Source organism: Tropicibacter alexandrii (assembly GCF_003667315.2).
Taxonomy (GTDB): domain Bacteria; phylum Pseudomonadota; class Alphaproteobacteria; order Rhodobacterales; family Rhodobacteraceae; genus Tropicibacter; species Tropicibacter alexandrii.
Map to the genome: position 1 here is coordinate 496274 of NZ_RCTZ02000001.1, position 23769 is coordinate 520042.

The window sequence follows — 23769 nt, forward strand, 5'->3', positions numbered from 1 at the left end:
GGCTCAGGTCATGCGCTCGGTATGCCCGTCGATGGCGAGCGCCTGACCTGAAATCCGCGCCCCCGCGTCGGAGGCGAGAAACGCCACCGTCGCGGCGACATCCTCTGCCGTGACCCAGGATCGCAGGGACACGCCGTCCACATAGGAGGCGCGCACCGCCTTTTCGGTCTGGCCGCTGGCCTGCGCCACGCTGGCGACGACCCGGTCCATGCGCGGCCCCTCGACCGCGCCGGGGCAGATCGCGTTGACGCGGATGCCATGCGGACCCAGTTCCATCGCCAATGTCTTGGTCAACCCGATGACGGCCCATTTCGCCGACGCATAGGGCGCGCGCAGCGGGTAGCCGAACAGTCCCGCATTGGACGAGGTCAGGACGATCACCCCCGATCCCTGCGGTTTCATCACCCGCGCCGCCCAGCGGCAGGTCAGAAAGGCCCCGTGCAGGTTGACCGCGATGCAGGCCTGCCACGCGTCGTAGTCGAGCGTTTCGACCGCGCCCGCCGGGCCGCCCGTGCCCGCATTGGCACAGACCACGTCAGCCCCGCCCCAAGCGGCCTCGACCTGCCCCAGAAAGCCCTCCATCGCCGATTCGGACGTGACATCCGCCACTTGGGCCAAGGTGCCGGGATGGGCGGCGGCGAAGTCCGCCACCGCCTGCGCATCGACATCGCAGATGGCAACGCGCGCGCCCTCGGACAGGAAGCGCTCTGCCATGGCGCGCCCGATGCCGCTGGCCCCGGCGGTGATGACGACGCGGCGGCTCATGCGCCGACGGGCGCGCGTTTGGTCAGGCCAAGCTTTTCGCGCACCTCCGCCGGGCCGATCACCTTGGCGCCCATGCCCTCGACAATGCCCACCGCGCGCTCGACCAACTGCGCATTGGTGGCCAGAACGCCCTTGTCGAGCCACAGGTTGTCCTCCAGCCCGACGCGGACATTGCCGCCCGCCAGCACGGCCGCAGCGACATAGGCCATCTGGTTGCGCCCCAGCGCAAAGGCGCTGAAGGTCCAGTCGTCCGGCACGTTGTTGACCATCGCCATGAAGGTGTTCAGATCGTCCGGCGCGCCCCAAGGCACCCCCATGCACAGTTGCACCAATGCGGGGCCGTCCAACACGCCCTCCTTCACCAGTTCCTTGGCGAACCACAGGTGGCCGGTGTCAAAGGCCTCGATCTCGGGCTTCACGCCCGCATCCGTCATCATCCGGCCCATCGCCCGCAACATGCCGGGCGTGTTGGTCATGACGTAATCCGCCTCGGCAAAGTTCATCGTGCCGCAATCCAGCGTGCAGATCTCGGGGCGGCAGTCGAGCACATGGGCGACGCGCTCCTCGGCGCCGATCATGTCGGTGCCAGCCTGCACCGGCAGCGGCTGCGAGGTCGGGCCAAAGACGATATCGCCCCCCATCCCCGCCGTCAGGTTCAGGACCACATCCACATCCGCATCGCGGATGCGGTCCGTCACCTCGCGATACAGGTCCAGCCTGCGCGAGGGCGCGCCGGTTTCGGGGTCGCGGACGTGACAATGCACGATGGCCGCGCCCGCCTTGGCCGCCGCGATCGCGCTGTCGGCGATCTGCTGCGGCGAGCGCGGCACATGCGGGCTGCGGTCTTGCGTGCCGCCCGATCCCGTCACCGCGCAGGTGATGAAGACCTCCCGGTTCATCGTCAAAGGCATGCTTGTTCTCCCTGTTGTCCCCGGATCAACGCATCCACCGCCACGGCCCTGTCTTCAAGGCACAGCAAGGGGTTGATCTCCACTTCTTCCACGGTCGCGGCATGGGCCACGACAAATTCCTGCACCGCCAGAACGGCGTCGATGATCGCCGCGCGGTCCGCGCCCGGCGCGCCGCGATACCCTGCCAGAACCGCGCCGATGCGCAACCCGTCGAGCATAGCGCCGACCTCCTGCGCCGAAACCGGCAGCAAGGCCGACACCGTGTCGGCCCAAAGTTCGGTCAGCACGCCGCCCGCGCCCAAGGTCAGCACGAAGCCATGCGCCGGGTCCCGCAGCACGCCGATCAGCAGTTCGGCCACGGTGCCGGTGATCTGTTCCTCGACCAGATAGCCCGGCGCGTTCATCGCCTGCGCCGCGTCCAGAACCTCATCCGGCGTCAGACCCAGCCGGATCGCGCCAGCCTCGGACTTGTGGGCAAAGCCCTCGCCCTTCAGCACCACGCGCCCCAGCCCCCTTGCCGCCCTTTCGGCCTCTTCCGGGGTGGCGCAGCGCATGCCGACAGGCACCGCAAGCCCGTGTTCGGCGAGGGCTGTCTTGGCCTCCGCCTCGGGCCACAAACCGTCGCCTCCGGTGCCAGGCAGCAGCACAGGCTCACCCGGCTCCACCGCCCCGAGCCACGAACAGACCTCGACCGCCTCCAAGGCGGCGGTGATCCCGCATAGCGGCACCAACCCCTCGGCCATGATCCGCGCCGCCCAAGTCTCCGGCATGGTGTCGACCAGCGAGGACAGCACCGCCATCGGCACGCCCGAGGCCCGCGCCGCAGCGCCCGTCGCCGTCACCACATGCGCCCAATCCGCGTCCGAGCACCGATCCGCGCGCGGGAAGTCCAGCACCACAAGGCCCAACCCATAGCCCGACCCGGTCATCATCGCGCTGAAGGTCTCTTTGACCGCCGCCTCATCCCCCCAGATATAGGTGTGATAATCCAAGGGGTTGCTCAGCGCCACCTTCGGCCCCAGCGCCGCGCGCAACGCGGCTTTCTGCACGTCGTTCAAGGGCGGGAAAACCACGCCGCGCCCCAAGGCGCTGTCCGCCATCAGGCTCGCCTCGCCGCCCGAACAGGACATCGACCCAAGGCGCGCATTGGCCAAGGGCCCCGTGCAATGCAGGATCTTGAGCGCCTCCAGCAGTGCCTCCAGCGATGATACCTGCGCCACGCCGCAGCGCCGCAAAAAGGCCCGCGCGCCCGCATCGCTGCCCGCCAGCGACGCCGTATGCGACACCGCCGCGACCTGCGCCTGTTCGCTGGCGCCCGCCTTTACCGCAACGATGCGCTTGCCAAGGGCAAAGGCACGCGCCGCCAGCGCCTCGAACCCGCGCAGGTCGGCGATGCCTTCGATATGCAGGCCCAAAGCCGTGACGCGCGGATCGTCCAGCAAGGCCATCCCGAACCGCGACAGGTCCACAACCGCCTGATTTCCCACGGTTCCCAGATAGGCAATCGGCAGGCCCCGGCGCTGCATCGTCAGGTTCAGCGCGATGTTCGAGCTTTGCGTCAGGATCGCCACGCCGCTGTCCACCGCCACGCAGCCATGCTGGTCGGGCCACAGCGCGACCCGGTCCAGCGCATTGACGAAGCCATAACAGTTCGGCCCCAGCACCGGCATCTCGCCCGCCGCCGCAATTAGGGCCGCCTGCAAATCGCCGCCATCGGCCAGTTCCGACGCCGCCTCGCGAAAGCCCGAGGCAAAGCAGACCGCGCCGCCCGCACCGCGCCGCGCCAGCGCGCCGATCACCTCGACCGTCGCCGCCCGGTTGACGCCCACGAAGGCCGCATCCGGCGCTTCCGGCAGATCATCGACCGAGGCAAAGGCCCCGGCGCGCGTGGGGTGCACGTGCCAGATCGGGCCATCGAAGCCGATCCTGTCCAGTTCCCGCAAGACATTCGCGCACCAGCCGCCGCCACCGATCACCGCCACGGAGCGCGGCGCCAACAGCCGCTTCATCGCGCTCACGCCCCCAACGGGCGAAAGATCTCGCGGCTGATGATGTGGCGCTGGATTTCGCTCGTGCCGTCCCAGATCCGTTCCACCCGCGCATCCCGCCAGAACCGTTCGATGGGGAAGTCGTCCATCAACCCCATGCCGCCGAAGATCTGCAAGCTCGTATCCGTCACACGCGCCAGCATCTCGGTCGCGTGGACCTTGGCCGAGGCAATCTCGCGGTTCGCGGGCAAGCCCTGATCCAACCGCCACGCCGCCGACAGCGTCAGCAAATCCGCCGCGTCGATTTCCGTGATCATGTCGGCGACCTGAAAGCTAACGCCCTGAAACTTCGCGATCTCCTGCCCGAACTGTTTGCGCTGCGCGGCATAGTCCACCGCCATGTCAAAACACCGCCGCGCCCGGCCCACGCTGAACGCCGCCACGGTCAAACGGGTCGCATAAAGCCAGTCATTCATCACGGCAAAGCCACCATCGACCTCGCCCAAGACCTGGGCGTCGGGCATGCGACAATCGGTAAATTCCAGAATGCAGTTCTTGTAGCCACGATGGCTGACCGACCGGTATCCGTCGCGCACGACAAAGCCCGGATGTCCGCGATCCACCAGAAAACAGGTGATCCGCTTCTTCGGCCCCTTGGGTGTCTCATCCACCCCCGTCGCCACGAAAACGATAAAGAAATCCGCGTGATCCGCGCCAGAGATGAAGTGCTTGGTCCCGTTGACCACCCAGTCCCCGCCGTCCCGCACGGCGCTGCACTTCATCCCTCGCACATCCGACCCTGCGTCAGGCTCGGTCATGGCCAGCGCATCCATCCGCTCGCCCCGCACGGCGGGCAGCAGGTAGCGGTCACGCTGCGCGCCCTCACACGCCATCAGGATGTTCTGCGGTCGGCCAAAGAAATGCGTCAAGGCCATCGACCCGCGCCCCAATTCCCGCTCGACCAGCGTGAAATCCAAATGGCTCAGCCCCGCGCCGCCCACCTCTTCGGGGAAGTTGCAGGCGTAAAACCCCATCTCGATGACCTTGCGCTTCAGCGCGTCGCCAAGCCCGTCGGGGACCTCGCCGGTGCGCTCCACCTCGGCCTCATGCGGATAAATCTCCGTCTCGACGAACCGCCGCACGGTCGAAACGATCATCTCCTGTTCGTCGCTCAGGCCAAAATGCATCAGGCACCTCCGGTTTTGGCCCAGCCTAGCCGCAACTGCGCCGCGCGAAACAGTCCAGAACCGGCAAAGGGTAAGTCCAATCGCGACACCCTGCGCCCACCTTAAGCCATCCTTTAGAATAACTTCATTGAAGCGCAGACCCGCCCGGGTGACAACCCGCCAAAAGGAGACCGCCCATGACGACAGCCCTTTCGAATACCAGCCTCGCGCGCCGCGCTTGGTCGATCCGCCGCCATGCGCTGCGCATGGGCGAGGTGCAGGGGCAAGGCTATATCGGTCAGGCTTTGGGCGTCGCCGACGTGCTGGCCACCAGCTATTTCCACGCCCTGACCTACCGCGCCGAAGACCCCGAATGGGAAGGCCGCGACCGGTTTTACCTCTCCATCGGCCACTATGCGATCGCGCTCTACGCGGCGCTGATCGAGGCCGGCATCCTCCCGGAGGATGAGATCAAGACCTACGGCATGGACGACTCGCGCATGCCGATGTCCGGCATGGCCGCCTACACGCCGGGGATGGAGATCACCGGCGGCAGCCTCGGCCACGGTTTGGGCATCGCCGTGGGGGCCGCGATGGGCCTTAAACGCAAGGGTTCGGACCGCTTCGTCTATAACCTGATGTCCGATGGCGAGCTGGGCGAAGGCTCGACATGGGAGGCGGTCATGTCCGCCGCCCAACACAAGCTGTCGAACCTGATCTGCATCGTCGATTTCAACGACCAGCAAGCCGACGGCCCCAGCACCCAAGCCCTCGCCACCACGCCCGAAGCGCCGAAATGGCAAGCCTTCGGCTGGCACGCCCAAGAGATCGACGGTAACGATCTGGATGCGCTGGTCGCGGCCTTCGACACGGCGCGCAACCTCGACACCGACCAACCCCGCGTCATCATCTGCAACACGCGGATGTGCAAAGGGGTCCCCTTCCTCGAAGAGCGCGACTCCAACCACTTCGTCCGCGTCGACCCCGACGAATGGGCCAATGCCATCGCTTTTCTCGACGCGCATATGCCCGCCTGACCACATCTTCTCTGGTCCCCAAATACCTCGGGGGAGCGCCAAAGGCGCGGGGGCAGCGCCCCCTCCCCGCCAGACAAAAGGCACAGACCATGACCGATCTCGCCCCCGGCCCCAACAGCCGCCGCAAATCCAAATACGCCCCTCGCACGGTCCCGGACCAGAAACTCGCCACCTCCGCCATGATCGCCTCGCTCGATGCCGAAGGGCGCAACACCGTCAGCGCCCCCTTCGGCAACGCCCTGATCGACATGGCAAAAACCCGCGACGATATCGTCGGCCTCTCCGCCGATCTGGCGAAATACACCGACCTGCACGTCTTCGCGAACGCCTATCCCGACCGCTTCTACCAGATGGGCATGGCCGAACAGGTGCTGATCTCCGCCGCCGCAGGCCTCGCGCGCGAGGGCTTCACCCCCTTCGCCACAACCTATGCGGTGTTTGCCAGCCGGCGGGCCTATGACTTCATCTTCATGGCGATTGCCGAGGAAAACCTCCCCGTCAAGATCTGCTGCGCCCTGCCCGGCCTGACCACCGGCTACGGCCCCAGCCACCAAGCGACCGAAGACCTCGCGATCTTTCGCGGCATGCCCAACCTGACCATCATCGACCCGTGCTGTGCGACCGAGATCGATCAGGCCACCCGCGCCATCGCCGACCATCCCGGCCCGGTCTATATGCGCCTGCTGCGCGGTCAGGTGCCGGACGTGCTGGGCGAATACGGCTACAAATTCAAACTCGGCAAGGCCCAGATGATCCACGGCGGGAATGACGTTCTCTTCATCTCCACGGGCTTCATGACCATGCGCGCGCTCGACGCCGCCAAGGCGCTGAAGGCCGACAAGATCGACGCCGCCGTGCTGCACGTCCCCACGATCAAACCGCTCGACGTCGACACCCTCCGGGCCGAGGCCGCCAAGACAGGCCGCCTTGTCGTGACGATCGAAAACCACACCATCCAGGGCGGCTTGGGCGAGGCCGTCGCCGCCGACCTGCTGCGCAACCAGATCACCCCCAACTTCCGCTCCGTCGCGCTTCCGGATGAATTCCTCGACGCGGGCGCCCTGCCCACATTGCACCACCAATACGGCCTCTCCGTGCCCGCCATCACAACGCAGGTCAAAGCCTGGCTGTAAACACCCGCCCTCGCGTTTCTTCTTGGCGAAAATACCCCGGGGGCGTCGACTGCAAGGAGACGGGGGCAGCGCCCCCACCCCGCCATACACAAGGACCAACCCCATGAAACTTCTCGAAAACAAGACCGCGATCATCACCGGCGCCGCCAGCCTCCGCGGGCTTGGCAAAGCCACGGCCAAGCTCTTTGCCGAACATGGCGCGCGCGTCGCGATCCTCGACCTCGATGCCGATGCCGCGGTCGCGGCGGCCAATGACCTGCCCGGCTCTGGCCATATGGGCCTTGCCTGCAATGTCACCGACAAACAGGCCTGCATCGACGCCGTCGAAGTCGTTCTGGGCAATTTCCCCCAACTGGACATCCTCGTGAACAATGCGGGCATCACCCAGCCGCTGAAACTGGCCGACATCCAGCCGGAAAACTACGACGCGGTGCTCGACGTCAACCTGCGCGGCACGCTTTACATGACGCAGGCCCTGCTGCCGCATATGCGCGAACGGCAGTCCGGTGCCATCGTCAACATCTCGTCGGTCTCCGCGCAGCGCGGTGGCGGCATCTTCGGCGGGCCGCATTATTCGGCGGCCAAGGCCGGCATCCTCGGCCTGACCAAGGCCACCGCCCGCGAATGCGCGCCTCAGGGCATTCGCGCCAACGCCGTCTGCCCGGGCTTCATCGCCACCGACATCACCGGCGGCATGCTGACCGATGACATGATGGCCGGTATCCTCGAAGGCATCCCGATGGGCCGCGCGGGCGAGGCGTCGGACGTGGCGGGCTGCTGCCTGTTCCTTGCCTCGGACCTTGCCGCCTATGTCACCGGCTCCGAAGTCGATGTGAATGGCGGCTCGCTGATTCACTGAGCCAGACACAAAGTAGGATGGGTGATCACCCATCCTACTCCATCTCGCCGCGCAGCAAATCCTGTTGCGGGTCCAGGCGATCCACGTGCAAGCCATGCTGCGCAAGGATCGCCGAAACTTCGCTTTCATGTGCCGCGGCCTCGGCCCGCAACCACGCCAGAAACCCGCGCACCACGCGCCGGTTGAGATGCCGCGCCGGGCACAGTGCCCAATAGGCCGGGAAGCGCACCACCGCCACGTCGGGCACCAGTGGCACCAATCGCCCCGATGCCACCTCGGGAGCGGCCAGAGCAAGGCTTTCCAGCACCACCCCCGCCCCGTCCAACGCCAGTTGCAACGCCATGGACGACCGGTCCATCAGCACCTTCTTGCGGTTGCTGCGCACGTCCAATCCGTTGCGCAACAACCAGAAATCCCATTGGCACAAGGCCCGCGCCGAATCGATGAGACGGCATTGGCTGAGGATCTCCGCCGCCGTGCCCGGCACCAGACCCGCCAGCAGGTCGGGCGCGACCAGCGGCAGCACCGCATCCTCCAGAATCGGCTCGGCATGGTAGCCTTGCCACGCCCCGGTGCCATACCGGATGTCGATATCCATGATCTCGCGGTCGAAATCCGTCGGATCGGGCGCGGCGTCCACACGAATGTCCCAATCCGGATGCGCCGCAACGAAACCGGCGAGACGCGGGCCAAGCCAGCGCACACCAAAGCTGGGCGAGACCCGCAGGTTCAGCCGACGCATCTCCTGCCGCTGGCCCAGCACCGCTTGTGCGTCGCGCAGCATGCGCAGCGCCGTGGCCGAGGCCTGAAACAGCTGTTCGCCTTCCAGCGTCAGCGACAGGGCCCGTCCCTTGCGCCGGAACAGCTTGACGCCCAGTTGCTCTTCCAGCAGGCGCACCTGCTGGCTGACGGCGGAGGGGGAAACCGCCATTTCCTCGGCGGCACGGCTCAACGACCCGCGCCGGGCGACACATTCGAAATAGAGATGAGCGTTCAGGGAGGGGGGACGGGCCATGCGGCATCAGACCATGCGGGGATCGAAAGGAAAAGGCCGCCCGGCAGGGGCGGCCTTCGGCATGTACCGGACGCGGATCACTGCGCCGCGACGGCCTCTTGCCTTTGCGTGCCCAGACCCTCGACGGTGACTTCCATCACGTCGCCGGGACGCAGGAAGCGCTGCGGCTTCATGCCCATGCCCACGCCGGACGGCGTACCCGTGGCGATGATGTCGCCGGGCTGCAATTCCATGAACTGGCTCATGTAGCTGATGATCTGCCGCACGGAGAAGATCATGTCCGAGGTGTTGGAACTCTGCACAGCCTCGCCGTTCAGTTTCAGCGACACGTTCAGCGCCTGCGGGTCGGCCACCTCGTCCGCCGTCACCAGATACGGGCCGGTCGGGCCGAAGGTGGGGGCCGATTTGCCCTTGATCCACTGGCCCAGCTTCTCGATCTGGAATTCGCGTTCGGACACGTCGTTGATCGTGCAATAGCCCGCCACGTAGTCCAGCGCGTCCTCTTCGGAGACATACAGCGCCGTCTTGCCGATCACCACGCCCAGTTCGACCTCCCAGTCGCCCTTGACCGAGTTGCGCGGGATGATGACCGGGTCGAACGGCCCGGACAGCGCCGAGGTCGCCTTCGAGAACAGGATCGGTTCCGACGGGGCCTCTGCGCCCGACTCCTTGGCGTGCAGCGCGTAGTTCAGCCCGACGCAGAAGAAGTTCGGCACCGAGGCAAGGCACGACCCGATGCGGCCCGGCTCCTCGACCACCGGCAGGCCGTCCACGTCGATGGCGCGGATCGTGTCCAGCGCCTCGAGCGACACCGACGCGCCCGCGAAATCCGGGACGAGGCCGGACAGGTCGCGGACCTTGCCTTCGGCATCCAGAATCCCCGGCCTTTCCTGCCCCTTCGGGCCAAAACGCAGCAATTTCATATGAGTGTCATCCTTCCTTCATGTCATTCCGCCGCCGGGTTCGAACCCGGTTCCGGTTGTTCGGGGGGCAGTTCGTCCCCCTCGGTCTCAAAGAACTCCTGCACGTTTATCAGCAGATGTTCCAGATGGGCGCGCAGGCTGTTTGCCACGCGGGCCGCATCGCGCGCCTGCAAGCCTTCGACGATTTCGGTATGCTGGCGCAGCACCCGGTCGCGCGACCGTTTGCGCGTGGCCGACAGGTAGCGGGCCCGCCACAGCCGGGCGAGGATCGCGCGATGCGCCTCGGCCAGCACCGGGTTGTTCGAGGCCTGCGCGATGGTGCGGTGAAACTCCATGTCCAGTTCGAAGACGTCGATCATGTCGAGGTCATCATAGAGCCGCGCCATGCGGTCCTGAACCTCGGCGATCTGGGCGATCTGCGCGTCGGTGGCCCGTTCGACCGCCAGTTTGCCGGACAGAAGCTCCAGCGCGGTCAGCACCTCGATATTGTCGGACACTTCGCGATACGAGGGCATGGCCACGATGGGCGAGCGCGCGGGACGCAGCGTCACCAGCCCCTCCTTGGCCAGTATACGAATCGCCTCGCGCATCGGGGTCCGGCTGACGCCCATCTCTGCGGCGTTGTCGCGTTCCTTGACCTGCGCACCGGGCGGCAAGGTGCCCCGCAGGATTTCCCGTCGCAGATGATTCGCAATCTGCTCCGGAAGAGTTTCATCCGACATCGTTGCGGCCCTACCCTTTTGTTTTTGCGAAGATTTCGCCGCTTCTCCACCGCCCCTCCCGGGCGGCCTCCCATGGACGAAATTTGGTATACCAAAAATCCTTGCCTGTCGACGGGGGTTTGGTTAGCTTGGGTTTGCAAGATGGTATACCATCTGGACGCGGCGGGGTGAGGAGACCCGGCCAAGACTGAAAATGCACCCCGCAAAGGGGCGCTCTGGGAGGAAAGACATGAAGCTCAAGACCATGTTGAAGTCGGCAGCCGTTGGCGCCGTCGCATTTGCCGCATCCGCGGCGGGCGCACAGGAAGTCACCCTGCGCATCCAGACCCACTACGCATCCGAGCACCCCTCGGGCCAGCTGGCAGCCCAGTTCATCGACGACGTGCAGACCATGTCCGGCGGCGAGATCGCCATCGAGATGTTCTATTCGTCCTCCGTCGTCGCAACGACCGAGACCTTCGACGCCGCGATCAACGGCATCCTCGATTGCGACATGACCGGTGGCGCCTACCAGACCAACAAGAACCCCGCGTTCCAGTTCGTCGGCGACATCATGGGCGGCTATGACACGCCTTGGCAGCAGATCTCGTGGCTGTATTACGGCGGTGGCTATGACGCCGCGCAGGAACTGTACAACGCGCAGGGCATGCAGCTGATCGGCTGGTGGCTCTATGGTCAGGAATCGCTGTCCTCGTCCAAGCCGATCGCCGGCCCCGCCGACCTTCAGGGCTGGAAGTTCCGCTCGCCCCCGGGCCTCGAAACCGAGATCTTCACCGAGCTGGGCGCAACCCCGATCGTGATGGACTTCACCGAGATCTTCACCGCGCTGGAAACCGGCATCATCGACGGGGCTGACGCATCGGGCCTGTATAACAACGTCGGTCTGGGCCTCTATGACATCGTCAAGCACGCGACCTATCCCGGCTTCCACTCGATGCCGTCGGACCACCTCGCCTGCAACAAGGACGTCTGGGACGGCTTGTCCGAGCAGCACCGCCGCATCATCGACACCGCGATGCAGAAGCTGACCCTGCACACCGCCCTGTCGAACGAGAAGAAGAACGCCGAGGCCGCAGCCGAGCTGACCGCCGCCGGTGTGACCCTGCACAACTGGTCCGAAAAAGACCGTGCGGACTTCCGCAAGGCGGCACAGACCGCATGGGATGGCTGGGCCGCCAAGACGCCCGAAGCCGCAGCCCTGGTCAAGTCGCATCGCGAATACCTGACCGCACTTGGCCTGATCGCCGAGTAAGCGCATCGAGGCGCGCAGCCTCGTGACATCGCGGCGAGCCTTTACCCAAGGGCTCGCCGTTTTCGTACCCGCCTTGGCACATCGAGCAGGTCCGGCCTTGGGGCGTGGACACGGGCGGGGCCAACCTTTCATGACAGTGGGGAGACTGCGCATGGAACAGGACAGCCTCTGGCTGGGGCCGCTTCGGGGACCGATCAAGCTTGCGATGATCGGCTTTGGCGCGCTGACCGGCATTCTGTTCGTTATCCTGATCGGGATGCATTTCGTATCCGACACCGCCTACGGCATGCACGAGATGATCCGCCCCGAAGGGCGCCCGCTGGTGCAGGTGACCTTGATCTGCATCGGGCTCGCGCTGCTGTTCACGTCGCTCTATCTCAGCGACGAAAAAGGATCGATCGAGCCCGACCATACAGGCCCCTTCGACATCCTGTCGCTGGTGCTGTCGCGGCTGGCGATGGTGTCCATTGCCCTGGTCGTGATCGTGATGTTCTACGAGGTGGTCGCGCGCTACGTCTTTTCCGCGCCGACGCTTTGGGCGAACGAGATGTCGCTGTGGATCGCGGCCTTTGTCTTTTTGCTGGCGGGCCAATACGCCATGCAGCAGCGCAGCCATATCCGCATCTACATCATCTACGACATGATGCCCCGCTGGGCGCAAAAGGCCGCCGACAGCTTTACCGTGCTGCTGATCTGGACCTTTGTCTTCTGCCTGATCTGGGGCAGCTACACCAACATCATGACCCGCTGGAACCGGATGGAGGGCTTTGGCACCGCTTGGGACCCGCCCATCAACGGCACCGTGCATCCGGCCATTCTGGTGATCTCGATCCTTGTTGCGCTGCAGGCGCTGTCGAACCTGATCGCCGACTGGAACAAGGAACCCGAAATCCACACCGACGAGCCTGACGCGGAAGAGATCGAAGCCATCCGCCGCACCCTGGAGGACCCCAAGTAATGGTCGATATCGGCACACTCTCCCTGATCCTCCTGCTGGGCATGTTCGCGCTTCTGGCGATCGGCATGCCGCTGGGCTTTGCCTCAGCCTTCCTCGCCGTGGTGACGCTGGTCCTGAAGTTCGATGTGGACATCCTGTTCCGCACCTTCGGGCGTGGCCCGTTCAACGTGCTGGAACAGGCGGTCTTCCGACAGATGACGAATTACGTCCTCATATCGGTCCCGTTATTCATCTTCATGGCGGCGCTACTCGAACGATCCGGCATCGCGCGCGACATGTATTCGTCGCTGAACGTCTGGCTGTCGCGCACCCGTGGCGGCATCGCCATCGTGACAAGCGTGATGGCCGTGATCATGGCCGCCATGTCGGGCATCATCGGCGGGGAGGTCGTTCTGCTGGGCCTGATCGCCCTGCCGCAGATGCTGCGCCTTGGCTACAACCAGAACCTCGCCATCGGCACGATCTGTGCCAGCGGGTCCTTGGGCACCATGATCCCGCCCTCGATCGTCCTGATCTTTTACGGGCTGGTGACGGAAACCTCGATCAAGGCGCTGTTCACCGCCTCCTTCCTGCCCGGCTTCATGCTGGCCTCGTTCTTCATCATCTACATCATCATCATCACGCGCGTGGACCCGTCCAAGGCACCGCTGCCGCCGGATGATCCCACCCAGCCGCGCGGGGCCGAGAAGACTGCGCTGTTCTTCGCCTTCCTCGCGCGCTTCGCGCTGTTCGCCTCGCTTGGCTTCATCGCGCTGTTCTTCGTCATGGCGCTGATCGGCGGCGACAAGATGGCCGGTGACGGGGTGACGACCGTGTGGAACGCCATGATGGCCAATATCAGGTTCCTTGGCATCATCGCCGCCATTGGCCTTGTCCTGTCCCTTGTGCTGGGCCGCGAACGCGGTGCCAAGGGCTGGGAGATGGGCAAGGGTCTGGTCGCGCCCATCGTCGTGGTCGGCGTGGTGCTGGGTTCGATCTATGGCGGCATCACCGGCATCACAGAGGCGGCGGCCATGGGTGTGATCGCGGTCTTCACCATCGGGGTGATCCGCCGCGAGATGACCTTTGCCATCGTTTGGGACAGCCTGATGCGCACGCTGAAATCCACCGGCACGATCATCTGGGTTACCATCGGTGCGGCGGCGCTCGCCGCGGCCTACACGCTGGCCGGTGGCCCGACCTATGTGGCCAACCTGATCGTGGGCGCGGACATGCCGACCATGGGCGTGATCCTCGTGATGATGTTCATCTTCCTGATCATGGGGATGTTCATGGACTGGGTCGGCATCGTGCTGCTGATCATGCCGGTCTTCCTGCCCATCGTGGTGCGGCTTCCGGCCGAGGAAATCGGCTGGCTTGGCACGGTCGACCCGAAATACATCCCGATCTGGTTCGGCGTGGTGTTCTGCATGAACATGCAGGTCAGCTTCCTCTCGCCGCCTTTCGGCCCGGCCGCCTTCTATCTCAAATCGGTCGCCCCGGCGCATATCTCGCTGACCGACATCTTCAAAGGCTTCCTGCCCTTCATCGCCCTGCAACTCTGCGCGCTGATGGTGCTGCTGGCCTGGCCGCCGATCGTGACCGTGTTCCTCGACTAGGGACCTTGGCCGGGACGCCGATCCGCGCGCCCCGGCCCCCGCTTCTTCTGGCCCGAAATACCGTGGGGGTGAGGCGCGCAGCGCCGAGGGGGCAAAGCCCCCTACCCGACAACAAGGACACATCCATGCCGCTCGTGCTCACACAGACCCAAATCGACACCTTCGAGACCCAAGGCTACCTCGTCGTGGACGACGTCCTGCCGCCCGACACGCTGCAAGCGGTCAAGGACGAATACACCGCCCTGCTGGACACGCTCTACACCGGGTGGGAATCCGAGGGCCGCGTGCCCCCCGCCGCCGGTCAGGATTTCTGGCAAAAGCTGCTGACCAGCTACAAGGCCGGGTGCGAGTGGTTCCAGCCGATGGACATCTCTCTGCCCGGGGGCGAGATCGCCGCCGACACGCCCTTTCACTTCGGCCCTGCCGTCTTCGACATGCTCACCTCACCGCGCCTGCTCGATCTGGCCGAGGATCTGATCGGACCCGAGCTCACCTCGAACCCGATCCAGCATGTGCGGCTCAAACCGCCCTCGCGCACCCTGCGTGACGGCGAGACCACCGCGCATATCATGGCCACCGACTGGCATCAGGACCGCGCCGTCGCCCATGCCGAAGGCGACCGCACGCAGATGATCACCGTCTGGCTGGCGATGGAGGATGCAACGACGGAAAACGGCTGCCTGCAGGTCATCCCCGGCAAGCCGCAGATGTATCCGCATTGCCCCAAGAAACAGACCGCGATTGCCGACGGGATGCTGGACCTGACCAAGGCGACGCCGCTGCCGGTCAAGGCGGGCGGCGCGGTGATCTTTCACCCGCTCACGCCACACGCCTCGCTCGACAATGTCAGCGACAATTTCCGCTGGAGCTTTGACATCCGCTACAACGTCACGGGCCAGCCGACGGGCCGCGCGCATTTCCCCGATTTCGTCGCCCGCTCCCGCGCAGCACCTGACACCGAGTTGCACGATTGGCAGGTCTGGCGGCAGATGTGGCTTGACGCGCGCGCGCGACTGGCACCGCAGCCGCATATCCCGATCCATCGCTGGACGGGCGACGCGCCCGCCTGCGCCTGATACGATTGACCGTGAGAACCGCCATGAATACCGTCCGCCTGTCTGACGCCGACAATGTCGTCACCGCCACCCGCCCGCTGGAAACCGGCGAGGATGGTGCCCTTCAGTTGATCCCGCGCGGCCACAAGCTGGCCACGGCGGATATCCCCAAGGGCGCGCCGGTCATCAAATACGCGCAGGTCATCGGCTATGCCGCCGAGGACATCGCCAAGGGCGCGCATGTGCACACCCACAACCTCGAATTCCGCAATGTCGACACCGCCTATGAATACGGCACCAACCTGCGCCCCGTGGCCCCGGCCACCACGCAGGATACCTTCATGGGCTACAGGCGGGCCACGGGCCGGGTGGGCACGCGCAACTATATCGCCGTGCTGACAAGCGTGAACTGTTCCGCCACCGCCGCGCGCAAGATCGCTGCGCATTTCACCGAAGAAAAGCTGGCCGACTACCCCAATGTCGATGGCGTCGTGGCTTTTGTCCACGGCACGGGCTGTGGCATGGCGGGCGATGGCGAGGGCTTCGAGGCGTTGCAACGCGTCATGTGGGGCTATGCCCGCAACCCCAATATCGGCGCGGTGCTGATGGCCGGTCTGGGCTGCGAGATGAACCAGATCGACTGGCTGATCGAAGCCTACGGCCTGACGCCCGGCCCGCTGTTCCAGTCGATGAACATTCAAGACGTGGGCGGGCTGCGCAAGACGGTGGAACTGGGCATCGCCAAGATCGAGAAGATGCTGCCACTGGTCAACGAGGCGCAACGCGAGGCGTGCCCCGCCTCCGAGCTGATGGTCGCCCTGCAATGCGGCGGATCGGACGCGTGGTCGGGCATCACGGCGAACCCGGCGGTGGGCCATGCCTGTGACCTGCTGGTGGCGCAGGGCGGCACCGGCGTGCTGGCGGAGACACCCGAGATATACGGCGCCGAGCACCTGCTGACAGCCCGCGCGGTCAACCCGGAGGTGGGCGAAAAGCTGGTCGGCCTGATCAAGTGGTGGGAGGATTACACCGCCCGCAACAAGGGCTCGATGGACAACAACCCCTCGCCCGGCAACAAGAAGGGCGGGCTGACGACAATCCTTGAAAAGTCGCTGGGGGCTGCGGCCAAGGGCGGCACGACCCCCCTGACCGGCGTCTACAAATACGCGGAACCCGTGACGGCGAAAGGCTTCACCTTCATGGACAGCCCCGGCTACGATCCCGCCTCGGTCACGGGGCAGATCGCCTCGGGCTGCAATCTGGTGTGCTTCACTACCGGGCGCGGCTCGGCCTTTGGTGCGAAACCGAGCCCTTCGATGAAGGTCGCAACCAATACCGAGATGTTCACGCGGTTGCACGAGGATATGGATATCGACGCGGGCACCATCCTGTCGGCGGGCAAATCCGTCGAGGAGGTGGGCCGCGAGATTTACCAGATGTGGCTGCGCATGGCCTCGGGCGAGAAGACGAAATCCGAGCTGCAAGGTCTGGGCGATTACGAATTCGTACCATGGCAGATCGGCGCGGTGATGTGAGGCAACGGGTTTCGGCTCGGCTGCGCCGACCCGACCCGCCGGGGGCTTTGCCCCCGGACCCCCAAGGTATTTATGGACCAAAGAAGAAAGACGACCGAAGTGACGCAAAAGCTACCATTATGCGTGATCGGTGCCGGCTCCATCGGGCAGCGCCATATCGAGGTGGCGAGCCTGTCGGAGGGCGTGCGGTTGACCGCGGTGGTGGAACCTTCGGCAGCGGTGCGCGCGCGACTGGCGGCGCGGGGCCTGCCGATGGTGGCCAGTCTCGACGATGTGCCAAGCGACACGCAAGCGGCGATCGTCGCGACCCCGACGCAGGATCACCTCGCGTCCGGCATGGCCTGTCTGGACAAGGGTTGGGCGACGATCGTCGAAAAGCCCGTTGCCGCAACCCTCGCCGAGGCGCGGGCCTTGCGCGAGGCCGCCGAGGCCAAGGGGGGGCTGCTGTTCACCGGGCATCATCGGCGGTGTCATCCGTTTTCCATTGCCGCGCGGGACGCCCTGTCACAGATCGGCGATCTGGTGGGCGTGCAGGGGCTGTGGTCCCTGCGCAAGCATGACAGCTATTACGATGTCGACTGGCGGCGGGCGCCGGGCGCGGGGCCTCTGCTGACGAACCTGACGCATGAGATCGACCTTTTGCGCTTTTTCATCGGTGAGATGACCGAGGCCACGGCGCTGCTGTCCTCGGCTCGGCGTGGCTTTGTCATCGAGGACACCGCCGCGCTGGCGTTCCGGTTCGGCGACGGGGCGCTTGGGTCGTTTCTGATTTCGGATGCCGGGGCGTCGCCTTGGTCCTTCGAGGCTGCCTCTCATGAGAATCCGGCGATCGCCGGTTCGGGCGAGGATTACCTGCGGATCGTCGGGACGGACGGCGCGCTGGCCTTTCCGTCGCTGACGCGCTGGGGACGGTCGGGACCGGGTGAGGTGGAGTGGTCGAAGCCGTTGATGCGCCACGATGGCCGCGCCTTCGACCGGATCGATCCGCTTCTGGAACAGATCGAGCGGTTTGCCAAGGTTGCGCAGGGCGGGGTCGACGACGTGCTTTGCACGGCAGAGGACGGCATCCGCGCCATGGAAATGACGCTGGCCTGCGCGTTGTCGGGCAAGACGGGCCGCCCCGTCCGCCCCGAGGACGTGCCGGATACCTATACCGGGGTTTGAACGCCTCAAGGAAAGGACAGACGATGAGACTCAAGGGCAAACGGGCCTTCATCACCGCCGCGGGCCAAGGCATTGGCCGCGCCATCGCCGAAAGCTACATCCGCGAGGGGGCGACGGTCTTGGCGACCGACCTGAACGCCGCGCTTTTGGATGGGCTGGATTGCGAGACGTTTGCGCTGGATGTGAGGGACAAGGCCGCCGTGTTCGAGGCGGTGGCCGAGGCTGCGCCGGATATTCTGGTGAACTGCGCGGGCTTCGTGCATGCGGGCGATATCCTGACGGCGACGGATGACGATTTCGACTTTGCCTTCGGTCTGAACGTCAAGGCGCAGTTCCACACGATGCAGGCGGCGCTTCCGGGGATGCTGGAACGGGGCGGTGGGTCCATCGTCAATATCGCCTCGGTGGCCAGTTCGATCATCGCCGCGCCGAATCGATGCGTCTATGGCGCGTCCAAGGCCGCAGTGATCGGCCTGACCAAGTCGGTTGCGGTGGATTACGTGACCAAGGGCATCCGGGTGAACTGCATCTGCCCCGGCACGGTGGACAGCCCCTCCCTGCATGACCGGCTGCGCGCGATGGGCGACTATGACGAGGCCCGCCGCGCCTTCGAGGCGCGCCAGCCGATGGGACGGATCGGGACCGCGCAGGAAATCGCCCATCTTGCGGTTTACCTTGGCTCGGATGAAAGTGCCTTCACCACCGGTCAGGCCCATGTGATCGACGGCGGCTGGGCCGCCGCCTGACCCTTGCGCTGACCCAAAGTAGGATGGGTGATCACCCATCCTACCTCAAGGAGCACCCCCATGGCCGAGGCCAAACCCAGAGAAGAACGCACGGCGCTCGGCGTGGCCCTCATGGCGCTTGCGGTCGTGTTCTTCACCTGCATCGACAGTTCGGCCAAGTGGCTGATCCTTGGCGGCCTCGCCGCGCTTCAGGTCGTCTTTGTCCGCTATGCCGGGCACTTTCTGGTGGCCGTCACGGTCTACGGCCTGCGCGACAGAACCGCGTTCCGCTCGAACGCGCCGGGCAAGCAATTGCTGCGGTCATTCTTCTTGCTCGGATCAACCGTCCTGAACTTCTCGGCGCTGCAATACCTGCCGATCACCGTCACCACGACCATCATGTTCGCTGGCCCCATCGTCATCACCCTGCTGGCCATCCCGATCCTCGGCGAACAGGTCGGGCTGCGCCGCCTGATCGCCGTCTGCGTCGGGTTTGTCGGCGTGCTAGTGGTCATGCAGCCGTGGGGGGCTGACTTTCACCCCGCGATGTTCCTGACCCTCGCGGCTTTGTGCTTTGCCTCGTTCTATTTCATCATGACCCGCATGCTGTCGGGGGTCGAGGCCAACTCGACCCAGCAGATCTGGTCCTCCGGCATAGCCGCCGCCGCATTGGCCCCCTTCGTTCTGGGCAACTGGACATGGCCCACGGGCACAGACTGGATTCCGTTCCTGCTGATCGGCGGTTTCGGCGCGGGCGGGCATATCTGCGCCACCACCGCGCACCGGCTGGCGGATGCCTCGATCCTTGCGCCGGTGATCTACATCCAGATCTTTCTCGCGGCCATCGCGGGCGTGCTGTTGTTCGACACCTGGCCCACGGTCTGGACATTGGGCGGAGGACTGATCATCGTCGCCTCCGGCCTCTATATCTGGCAGCGCGAGCGCGCGGTGCGGGGCAAGGTCCGCCGCCCCGTCCCAGCAACACGCTAGCGTCAGCCGCGCCCGATATAGGGCATGGCGCTGGCCATCACGGTCATGAACTGCACATTCGCCTCCAATGGCAGCGATGCCATGTGCAAAACCGAACTTGCCACGTTGGACACGTCCATAACCGGCTCCACCGCGATCGAGCCGTCGGCCTGCGGCACGCCCTTGGTCATCTTCTCGGCCATGTCGGTCAGCGCGTTGCCGATATCGATCTGTCCGCAGGCGATGTTATAGGGCCGCCCGTCCAGCGAGATCGAGCGCGTCAGCCCGGTCACGGCGTGCTTGGACGATGTATAAGGTGCCGATCCCCAGCGCGGCACATAGGCCGACACAGACCCGTTGTTGATGATCCGCCCGCCCTGCGGGTCCTGCGCCCGCATCCGTGCAAAGGCCGCGCGCGCGCAGATGAACGAGCCCGTCAGATTGATGTCGATACAGCGCCGGAAATCCTCGACGCTGGTCTCGTCGATGGTCCCGCCCATGACCGACACACCGGCATTGTTGAACAGGCAGTCGATCCGCCCCCATTCCGCCAAAGCCTTGTCAAAAGCCGCATCCACGCTCGCCTCGTCCGACACGTCGCAAGGCAACGCCAGCACGCCCTCATGCTGTGCGGCCAACGCCTCCAACGGCTCGGCCCGCCGCCCGACGACACCCACGCGCCAGCCCGCCTCGACAAAGGCCAAGGCGCAGGCCTTGCCAATGCCCTGCCCGCCTCCAGTGATGATGATCGTCTGGGCCATGCGCCCCTCCCCATGCTTCTGTTCTTCAAAAATACAGTCTGATTGCGCACCTCCGGTGCGACGGGGGGAAGCGCATCAGCGCCGGGGGCAGCGCCCCCGTCCCCCCTTGCCCCTCAGTGATTGTCGCGCGGCAGGTCCTTGCCCACCTTCTGATAGGCCGTCGCCAGTTCCAGACAGCCGCCCTGCGCCAGCTGGCCGACATGGGTCCGGTAAATCTCCTGCCACGGCGTCTGGCTGCGAATTTCGGGGGCCTCCCACGCGTCGATCCGCGCCTGCCACTCGGCCTCATCCACCAGCGCATCCATCCGGCTGGCATTCAGGTCCAGCCGCACCCGGTCGCCGGTGCGCAGATGCGCCAGACCACCGCCCACCACCGCCTCGGGCGAGGCGTTCAGGATCGACGGGCTTTCCGAGGTACCCGATTGCCGCCCATCCCCAACCGTCGGCAGGTGGTTGATGCCCTGCTTGATCAGCGCATCCGGCGGCTGCATGTTCACCACCTCCGCCGAGCCGGGATAGCCGACGCAGCCCACGCCTCGAATAAAGAGGATGCAGTTCTCGTCGATCTCCAGCGCCGGGTCGTTGATCCGGTCGTGGTAATCCTCCGGTCCTTCAAAGACGATGGCGCGCGCCTCGTGCACGCCCTCATCACCGGGCTTCGACAGGAACCGCTTGCGGAAATCTTCGGAGATCACGCTGGTCTTCATCAAGGCGCTGTCGAACAGGTTCCCCGACAGCACCTTGAACCCGGCATTCTCGCGCATCGGCGCGGCGCAGGTCTTGATCACATCGGTATCCATGCTTTCCACGCCCGCAAGGTTCACACCCATCGTATTGCCCGTCGCGGTCATGACACCCTGATGGATATGGCCCGCCTTCATCAGCTCGCCCATCACCGCAGGCACGCCGCCCGCCCGGAAAAAGCTTTCGCCCAGATATTCGCCAGCCGGCTGCATGTTCACCAGCAACGGCTTGTCGAACCCGATGGTCTCCCAGTCCTTCACATCCAGCTCGACCCCGGCATGGCGCGCAATCGCCTGCAAATGCGGCGGCGCGTTGGTGCTGCCCCCGATGGCCGAGTTGACGACGATGGCGTTCTCGAACGCCTCACGGGTCAGAATGTCAGAGGGTTTGAGATCGTCCAGCACCATCTGCACGATCCGCTTGCCGGTCTCATAGGCCATGTTCATCCGCTCGCGGAACGGCGCGGGGATGGCTGAGTTGCCAGTCAACGACATGCCCAACGCCTCGGCCATGGCGTTCATCGTCGAGGCCGTGCCCATCGTGTTGCAATGCCCCAGCGACGGGGCCGAGGAACAGACCCGGTCCATGAATTCGTCGTAGTCGATCTTGCCCTCGGACAGCAGGCGGCGGCTTTCCCAGACGATGGTGCCGGACCCGGCGCGCTTGCCCTTCCACCAGCCGTCCAGCATCGGCCCGCCATTGAGCGCAATCGCCGGGATGTCGACCGTGGCCGCGCCCATCAGCATGGCGGGGGTGGTCTTGTCACAGCCCGTGGTCAGCACCACCCCGTCGATCGGGTAGCCGTGCAGCACCTCGACCAGCGACAGATAGGCAAGGTTCCGGTCCAGCGCCGCCGTGGGGCGCTTGCCGGTCTCCTGAATCGGATGCACCGGGAATTCCATCGGCACGCCGCCGCCCGCGCGGATGCCCGCCTTGATCCGGTCCATCAGGAAGACGTGGATCTTGTTGCAGGGCGCCAGATCGCTGCCGGTGTTGGCGATGCCGATGATCGGCATCTCGCCCTGCAATTCCTCGCGGGTGAAGGCCTGGTTCTGGTAGCGCTCGACATAAAGCGCGGTCATCCCCGGATTATTGGGGTTGTCGAACCATTCCTGGCTGCGGAATCGCTTGTTTGCGCGTGTATCTGACATCGTGTTCCTCCCTTGCGCCCGCCGATTCCGGCTTGGTGACGCTTTGCTTGCCCCATCCTTGTCATTTGGTATACCAAATGCAAGGCCCGCAATGTCGGCCATGGGAGGAGACATGATCAAACATCTGGCACCCGCGCTTGCGGTCTGTATCGCCTTGCCCGCATGGGCGGTCGATCTGGACGCGGTGAACAGCTGCATCGACACCGCCCGCGCCGAGCAGGGCAATCCGAACCAATGCATCGACGCGGCGCACCAGCCCTGCCTTGTCGACAGCGCCGAGGCCCCCGCCGCCGCGATCCTGTGCTTTACCGAAGCGCGCGAGACATGGTCCGAGGGCATCGCCAGCCGCATGGACACCCTGCGCGCCAATGCCCCCGAGGACATCGCCGCCCTTGCGGGCATTGAGGTCAAATACGACCTGCTCGCCAGCCTCGTGCAATGCGACCGGCTCGAAGAACTGGGCCGCCTGAGGGATGCGCCAACCGAACAGGTCGTCCTGCAAAAGGCCCGCTGCACCGCCACCGCGTCGGGCCTTGCCTATACCCGCCTGCTATGGCGCCTGCCCGACCCAGAGGAGTCCCCCGAATGATCGAAGAACCGCGCAAGCTGACCCTGATCCGCACTTTCCCGCGCCCGACCCAAGCCCAGATCGACGCCTTTGCCGGGGTGCCCACCGGCTTCGTCTGCGATGCGATGGACGGGCTTGGGGGGCTGGGAACGGCCATTTCCCCGCTGGAACCGGATTTTCAGGGCCACGCCCACGGCCCTGCCTTGGTGGCCGACAATGGCCCGGCGGAGATCCTCGCCACGCTGGCCGCCGTGCATATGATTCAGCCCGGTGACATGGTGATTGCCGCTGTCGATGGTCATCAGGGCTGTTCGGCCTCGGGCGATCAGGTGATGGGCATGATGCGCAACGCGGGTGCCGCCGGTTTCGTCACCGACGGGCCGATGCGCGACTACGAGGGCATCATCGCCACCGGCATGAAATGCTGGTGCACCGGGCTGAACCCGAACTCGCCCTACGGCAACGGCCCCGGCACGGTGGGCGGCGCGGCGGTGATCGGCGGGCGCATGGTCGCCTCGGGCGACATGGTGATCGCCGACCGCAACGGTGTGGTCACCGTGCCCTTCGCCCGCATCGACGAGGTCATCGCCAAGCTCGACGCCGTCCGCAAGATGGAGGATGAGCTGGAGGCCAAGGTCGCGGACGGCTTCCGCACGCCGCTGGACCTAGACGCGATGCTCGCCTCGGGCGCGGCCAGGGAAATCACCTGACAGCTTCTTTGGTCCAAAAATACAGACTTTTTTTTGCGCACCTCTGGTGCGACGGGGGGA

22 protein-coding genes are annotated in these 23769 nt (G+C 65.4%); 13 read left to right on the forward strand and 9 right to left on the reverse strand.

Annotated elements, in window-relative coordinates; all coding sequences use genetic code 11:
• Positions 1-3: 3 nt before the first annotated feature.
• Genes D8Z78_RS02455 through D8Z78_RS02470 form a run of 4 tightly spaced genes read right to left on the reverse strand, consistent with a single transcriptional unit; the run spans position 4 to position 4851 of the window.
• On the reverse strand, positions 4-765 hold the full coding sequence (locus D8Z78_RS02455; RefSeq protein ID WP_121633664.1) for an SDR family oxidoreductase: 762 nt from the start codon (positions 763-765) through the stop codon (positions 4-6).
• A complete protein-coding gene (bcoG, locus tag D8Z78_RS02460; protein WP_121633666.1) occupies positions 762-1676 on the reverse strand; it encodes a 3-dehydrocarnitine:acetyl-CoA trimethylamine transferase BcoG in 915 nt (304 codons plus the stop codon). Before bcoG ends, D8Z78_RS02455 begins: the two co-directional genes overlap by 4 nt.
• The gene (locus tag D8Z78_RS02465) at positions 1667-3685 is read right to left on the reverse strand and encodes an acetate--CoA ligase family protein (RefSeq protein ID WP_121633668.1); all 2019 of its coding nucleotides are present in this window, start codon (positions 3683-3685) and stop codon (positions 1667-1669) included. Before D8Z78_RS02465 ends, bcoG begins: the two co-directional genes overlap by 10 nt.
• A 5-nt stretch (positions 3686-3690) precedes the next feature.
• A complete protein-coding gene (locus D8Z78_RS02470) occupies positions 3691-4851 on the reverse strand; it encodes an acyl-CoA dehydrogenase family protein (protein ID WP_121633670.1) in 1161 nt (386 codons plus the stop codon).
• 176 nt (positions 4852-5027) lie between these two features.
• On the opposite strand from D8Z78_RS02470, the gene D8Z78_RS02475 reads away from it, so the two are divergent.
• From D8Z78_RS02475 to D8Z78_RS02485, 3 genes are all read left to right on the forward strand, one after another.
• Positions 5028-5867, forward strand: a complete 840-nt coding sequence (locus tag D8Z78_RS02475) for a transketolase (RefSeq protein ID WP_121633672.1) — start codon at positions 5028-5030, stop codon at positions 5865-5867.
• A gap of 89 nt (positions 5868-5956) precedes the next feature.
• Positions 5957-7000 (forward strand): transketolase family protein, encoded by a 1044-nt coding sequence (locus D8Z78_RS02480; protein ID WP_121633674.1) that lies wholly within the window; start codon positions 5957-5959, stop codon positions 6998-7000.
• A 103-nt stretch (positions 7001-7103) separates the two neighbouring features.
• Positions 7104-7859, forward strand: coding sequence for an SDR family NAD(P)-dependent oxidoreductase (locus D8Z78_RS02485; protein ID WP_121633676.1), 756 nt, complete (start codon positions 7104-7106; stop codon positions 7857-7859).
• Between the two features lie 34 nt (positions 7860-7893).
• Here the strand turns inward: D8Z78_RS02485 and D8Z78_RS02490 are convergent, their stop codons facing one another.
• The 3 genes from D8Z78_RS02490 to D8Z78_RS02500 form a co-directional block, all read right to left on the reverse strand.
• On the reverse strand, positions 7894-8874 hold the full coding sequence (locus D8Z78_RS02490; RefSeq protein WP_121633678.1) for a LysR substrate-binding domain-containing protein: 981 nt from the start codon (positions 8872-8874) through the stop codon (positions 7894-7896).
• Between the two features lie 77 nt (positions 8875-8951).
• The gene (locus D8Z78_RS02495) at positions 8952-9797 is read right to left on the reverse strand and encodes a fumarylacetoacetate hydrolase family protein (RefSeq protein WP_121633680.1); all 846 of its coding nucleotides are present in this window, start codon (positions 9795-9797) and stop codon (positions 8952-8954) included.
• Positions 9798-9820: 23 nt separating this feature from the next.
• Positions 9821-10519 carry a GntR family transcriptional regulator gene (locus D8Z78_RS02500; RefSeq protein WP_121633682.1) on the reverse strand — a complete coding sequence of 233 codons (699 nt, stop codon included), beginning with the start codon at positions 10517-10519 and terminating at the stop codon, positions 9821-9823.
• Positions 10520-10748: 229 nt separating this feature from the next.
• Here D8Z78_RS02500 and D8Z78_RS02505 point away from each other — a divergent pair, with 229 nt between their 5' ends.
• From D8Z78_RS02505 to D8Z78_RS02540, 8 genes are all read left to right on the forward strand, one after another.
• Complete coding sequence (locus D8Z78_RS02505; protein ID WP_121633684.1) at positions 10749-11771, forward strand: TRAP transporter substrate-binding protein; 1023 nt, start codon at positions 10749-10751, stop codon at positions 11769-11771.
• Between the two features lie 151 nt (positions 11772-11922).
• On the forward strand, positions 11923-12729 hold the full coding sequence (locus D8Z78_RS02510) for a TRAP transporter small permease subunit (RefSeq protein ID WP_121633686.1): 807 nt from the start codon (positions 11923-11925) through the stop codon (positions 12727-12729).
• Entirely contained in the window at positions 12729-14327 is a 1599-nt protein-coding gene (locus D8Z78_RS02515; RefSeq protein ID WP_121633689.1) for a TRAP transporter large permease, read from the forward strand. Before D8Z78_RS02510 ends, D8Z78_RS02515 begins: the two co-directional genes overlap by 1 nt.
• 125 nt (positions 14328-14452) lie before the next feature.
• A complete protein-coding gene (locus D8Z78_RS02520; RefSeq protein WP_240671968.1) occupies positions 14453-15403 on the forward strand; it encodes a phytanoyl-CoA dioxygenase family protein in 951 nt (316 codons plus the stop codon).
• Positions 15404-15426: 23 nt separating this feature from the next.
• The gene (locus D8Z78_RS02525) at positions 15427-16917 is read left to right on the forward strand and encodes a UxaA family hydrolase (RefSeq protein ID WP_121633692.1); all 1491 of its coding nucleotides are present in this window, start codon (positions 15427-15429) and stop codon (positions 16915-16917) included.
• Positions 16918-16989: 72 nt separating this feature from the next.
• Positions 16990-18081 carry a Gfo/Idh/MocA family protein gene (locus D8Z78_RS02530; protein ID WP_121633694.1) on the forward strand — a complete coding sequence of 364 codons (1092 nt, stop codon included), beginning with the start codon at positions 16990-16992 and terminating at the stop codon, positions 18079-18081.
• A gap of 23 nt (positions 18082-18104) precedes the next feature.
• Positions 18105-18827 (forward strand): SDR family oxidoreductase, encoded by a 723-nt coding sequence (locus D8Z78_RS02535; RefSeq protein WP_121633696.1) that lies wholly within the window; start codon positions 18105-18107, stop codon positions 18825-18827.
• 60 nt (positions 18828-18887) lie between these two features.
• A complete protein-coding gene (locus D8Z78_RS02540; protein ID WP_121633699.1) occupies positions 18888-19796 on the forward strand; it encodes a DMT family transporter in 909 nt (302 codons plus the stop codon).
• Between the two features lie 2 nt (positions 19797-19798).
• Here the strand turns inward: D8Z78_RS02540 and D8Z78_RS02545 are convergent, their stop codons facing one another.
• On the reverse strand, positions 19799-20536 hold the full coding sequence (locus D8Z78_RS02545; RefSeq protein ID WP_121633701.1) for an SDR family oxidoreductase: 738 nt from the start codon (positions 20534-20536) through the stop codon (positions 19799-19801).
• A gap of 113 nt (positions 20537-20649) precedes the next feature.
• The gene (locus tag D8Z78_RS02550; RefSeq protein WP_121633702.1) at positions 20650-22431 is read right to left on the reverse strand and encodes an IlvD/Edd family dehydratase; all 1782 of its coding nucleotides are present in this window, start codon (positions 22429-22431) and stop codon (positions 20650-20652) included.
• 112 nt (positions 22432-22543) lie between these two features.
• On the opposite strand from D8Z78_RS02550, the gene D8Z78_RS02555 reads away from it, so the two are divergent.
• Together D8Z78_RS02555 and D8Z78_RS02560 are read left to right on the forward strand one after the other, a co-directional pair.
• Positions 22544-23020, forward strand: a complete 477-nt coding sequence (locus D8Z78_RS02555) for a hypothetical protein (protein WP_121633704.1) — start codon at positions 22544-22546, stop codon at positions 23018-23020.
• Positions 23017-23709 carry an RraA family protein gene (locus tag D8Z78_RS02560; protein ID WP_121633706.1) on the forward strand — a complete coding sequence of 231 codons (693 nt, stop codon included), beginning with the start codon at positions 23017-23019 and terminating at the stop codon, positions 23707-23709. Before D8Z78_RS02555 ends, D8Z78_RS02560 begins: the two co-directional genes overlap by 4 nt.
• Positions 23710-23769: the final 60 nt, after the last annotated feature.

What these genes read in the sequence shown, in the direction of transcription:
- D8Z78_RS02455 (WP_121633664.1), bottom strand. Translation starts at nt 765, where the DNA reads ATGAGCCGCCGCGTCGTCATCACCGCCGGGGCCAGCGGCATCGGGCGC.
- D8Z78_RS02530 (WP_121633694.1), top strand. Translation starts at nt 16,990, where the DNA reads ATGGACCAAAGAAGAAAGACGACCGAAGTGACGCAAAAGCTACCATTA.
- D8Z78_RS02535 (WP_121633696.1), top strand. Translation starts at nt 18,105, where the DNA reads ATGAGACTCAAGGGCAAACGGGCCTTCATCACCGCCGCGGGCCAAGGC.
- D8Z78_RS02545 (WP_121633701.1), bottom strand. Translation starts at nt 20,536, where the DNA reads ATGGCCCAGACGATCATCATCACTGGAGGCGGGCAGGGCATTGGCAAG.
- D8Z78_RS02495 (WP_121633680.1), bottom strand. Translation starts at nt 9,797, where the DNA reads ATGAAATTGCTGCGTTTTGGCCCGAAGGGGCAGGAAAGGCCGGGGATT.
- D8Z78_RS02465 (WP_121633668.1), bottom strand. Translation starts at nt 3,685, where the DNA reads ATGAAGCGGCTGTTGGCGCCGCGCTCCGTGGCGGTGATCGGTGGCGGC.
- D8Z78_RS02485 (WP_121633676.1), top strand. Translation starts at nt 7,104, where the DNA reads ATGAAACTTCTCGAAAACAAGACCGCGATCATCACCGGCGCCGCCAGC.
- D8Z78_RS02555 (WP_121633704.1), top strand. Translation starts at nt 22,544, where the DNA reads ATGATCAAACATCTGGCACCCGCGCTTGCGGTCTGTATCGCCTTGCCC.
- D8Z78_RS02470 (WP_121633670.1), bottom strand. Translation starts at nt 4,851, where the DNA reads ATGCATTTTGGCCTGAGCGACGAACAGGAGATGATCGTTTCGACCGTG.
- D8Z78_RS02480 (WP_121633674.1), top strand. Translation starts at nt 5,957, where the DNA reads ATGACCGATCTCGCCCCCGGCCCCAACAGCCGCCGCAAATCCAAATAC.
- D8Z78_RS02520 (WP_240671968.1), top strand. Translation starts at nt 14,453, where the DNA reads ATGCCGCTCGTGCTCACACAGACCCAAATCGACACCTTCGAGACCCAA.
- D8Z78_RS02540 (WP_121633699.1), top strand. Translation starts at nt 18,888, where the DNA reads ATGGCCGAGGCCAAACCCAGAGAAGAACGCACGGCGCTCGGCGTGGCC.
- D8Z78_RS02550 (WP_121633702.1), bottom strand. Translation starts at nt 22,431, where the DNA reads ATGTCAGATACACGCGCAAACAAGCGATTCCGCAGCCAGGAATGGTTC.
- D8Z78_RS02525 (WP_121633692.1), top strand. Translation starts at nt 15,427, where the DNA reads ATGAATACCGTCCGCCTGTCTGACGCCGACAATGTCGTCACCGCCACC.
- D8Z78_RS02515 (WP_121633689.1), top strand. Translation starts at nt 12,729, where the DNA reads ATGGTCGATATCGGCACACTCTCCCTGATCCTCCTGCTGGGCATGTTC.
- D8Z78_RS02560 (WP_121633706.1), top strand. Translation starts at nt 23,017, where the DNA reads ATGATCGAAGAACCGCGCAAGCTGACCCTGATCCGCACTTTCCCGCGC.
- D8Z78_RS02510 (WP_121633686.1), top strand. Translation starts at nt 11,923, where the DNA reads ATGGAACAGGACAGCCTCTGGCTGGGGCCGCTTCGGGGACCGATCAAG.
- bcoG (WP_121633666.1), bottom strand. Translation starts at nt 1,676, where the DNA reads ATGCCTTTGACGATGAACCGGGAGGTCTTCATCACCTGCGCGGTGACG.
- D8Z78_RS02505 (WP_121633684.1), top strand. Translation starts at nt 10,749, where the DNA reads ATGAAGCTCAAGACCATGTTGAAGTCGGCAGCCGTTGGCGCCGTCGCA.
- D8Z78_RS02475 (WP_121633672.1), top strand. Translation starts at nt 5,028, where the DNA reads ATGACGACAGCCCTTTCGAATACCAGCCTCGCGCGCCGCGCTTGGTCG.
- D8Z78_RS02490 (WP_121633678.1), bottom strand. Translation starts at nt 8,874, where the DNA reads ATGGCCCGTCCCCCCTCCCTGAACGCTCATCTCTATTTCGAATGTGTC.
- D8Z78_RS02500 (WP_121633682.1), bottom strand. Translation starts at nt 10,519, where the DNA reads ATGTCGGATGAAACTCTTCCGGAGCAGATTGCGAATCATCTGCGACGG.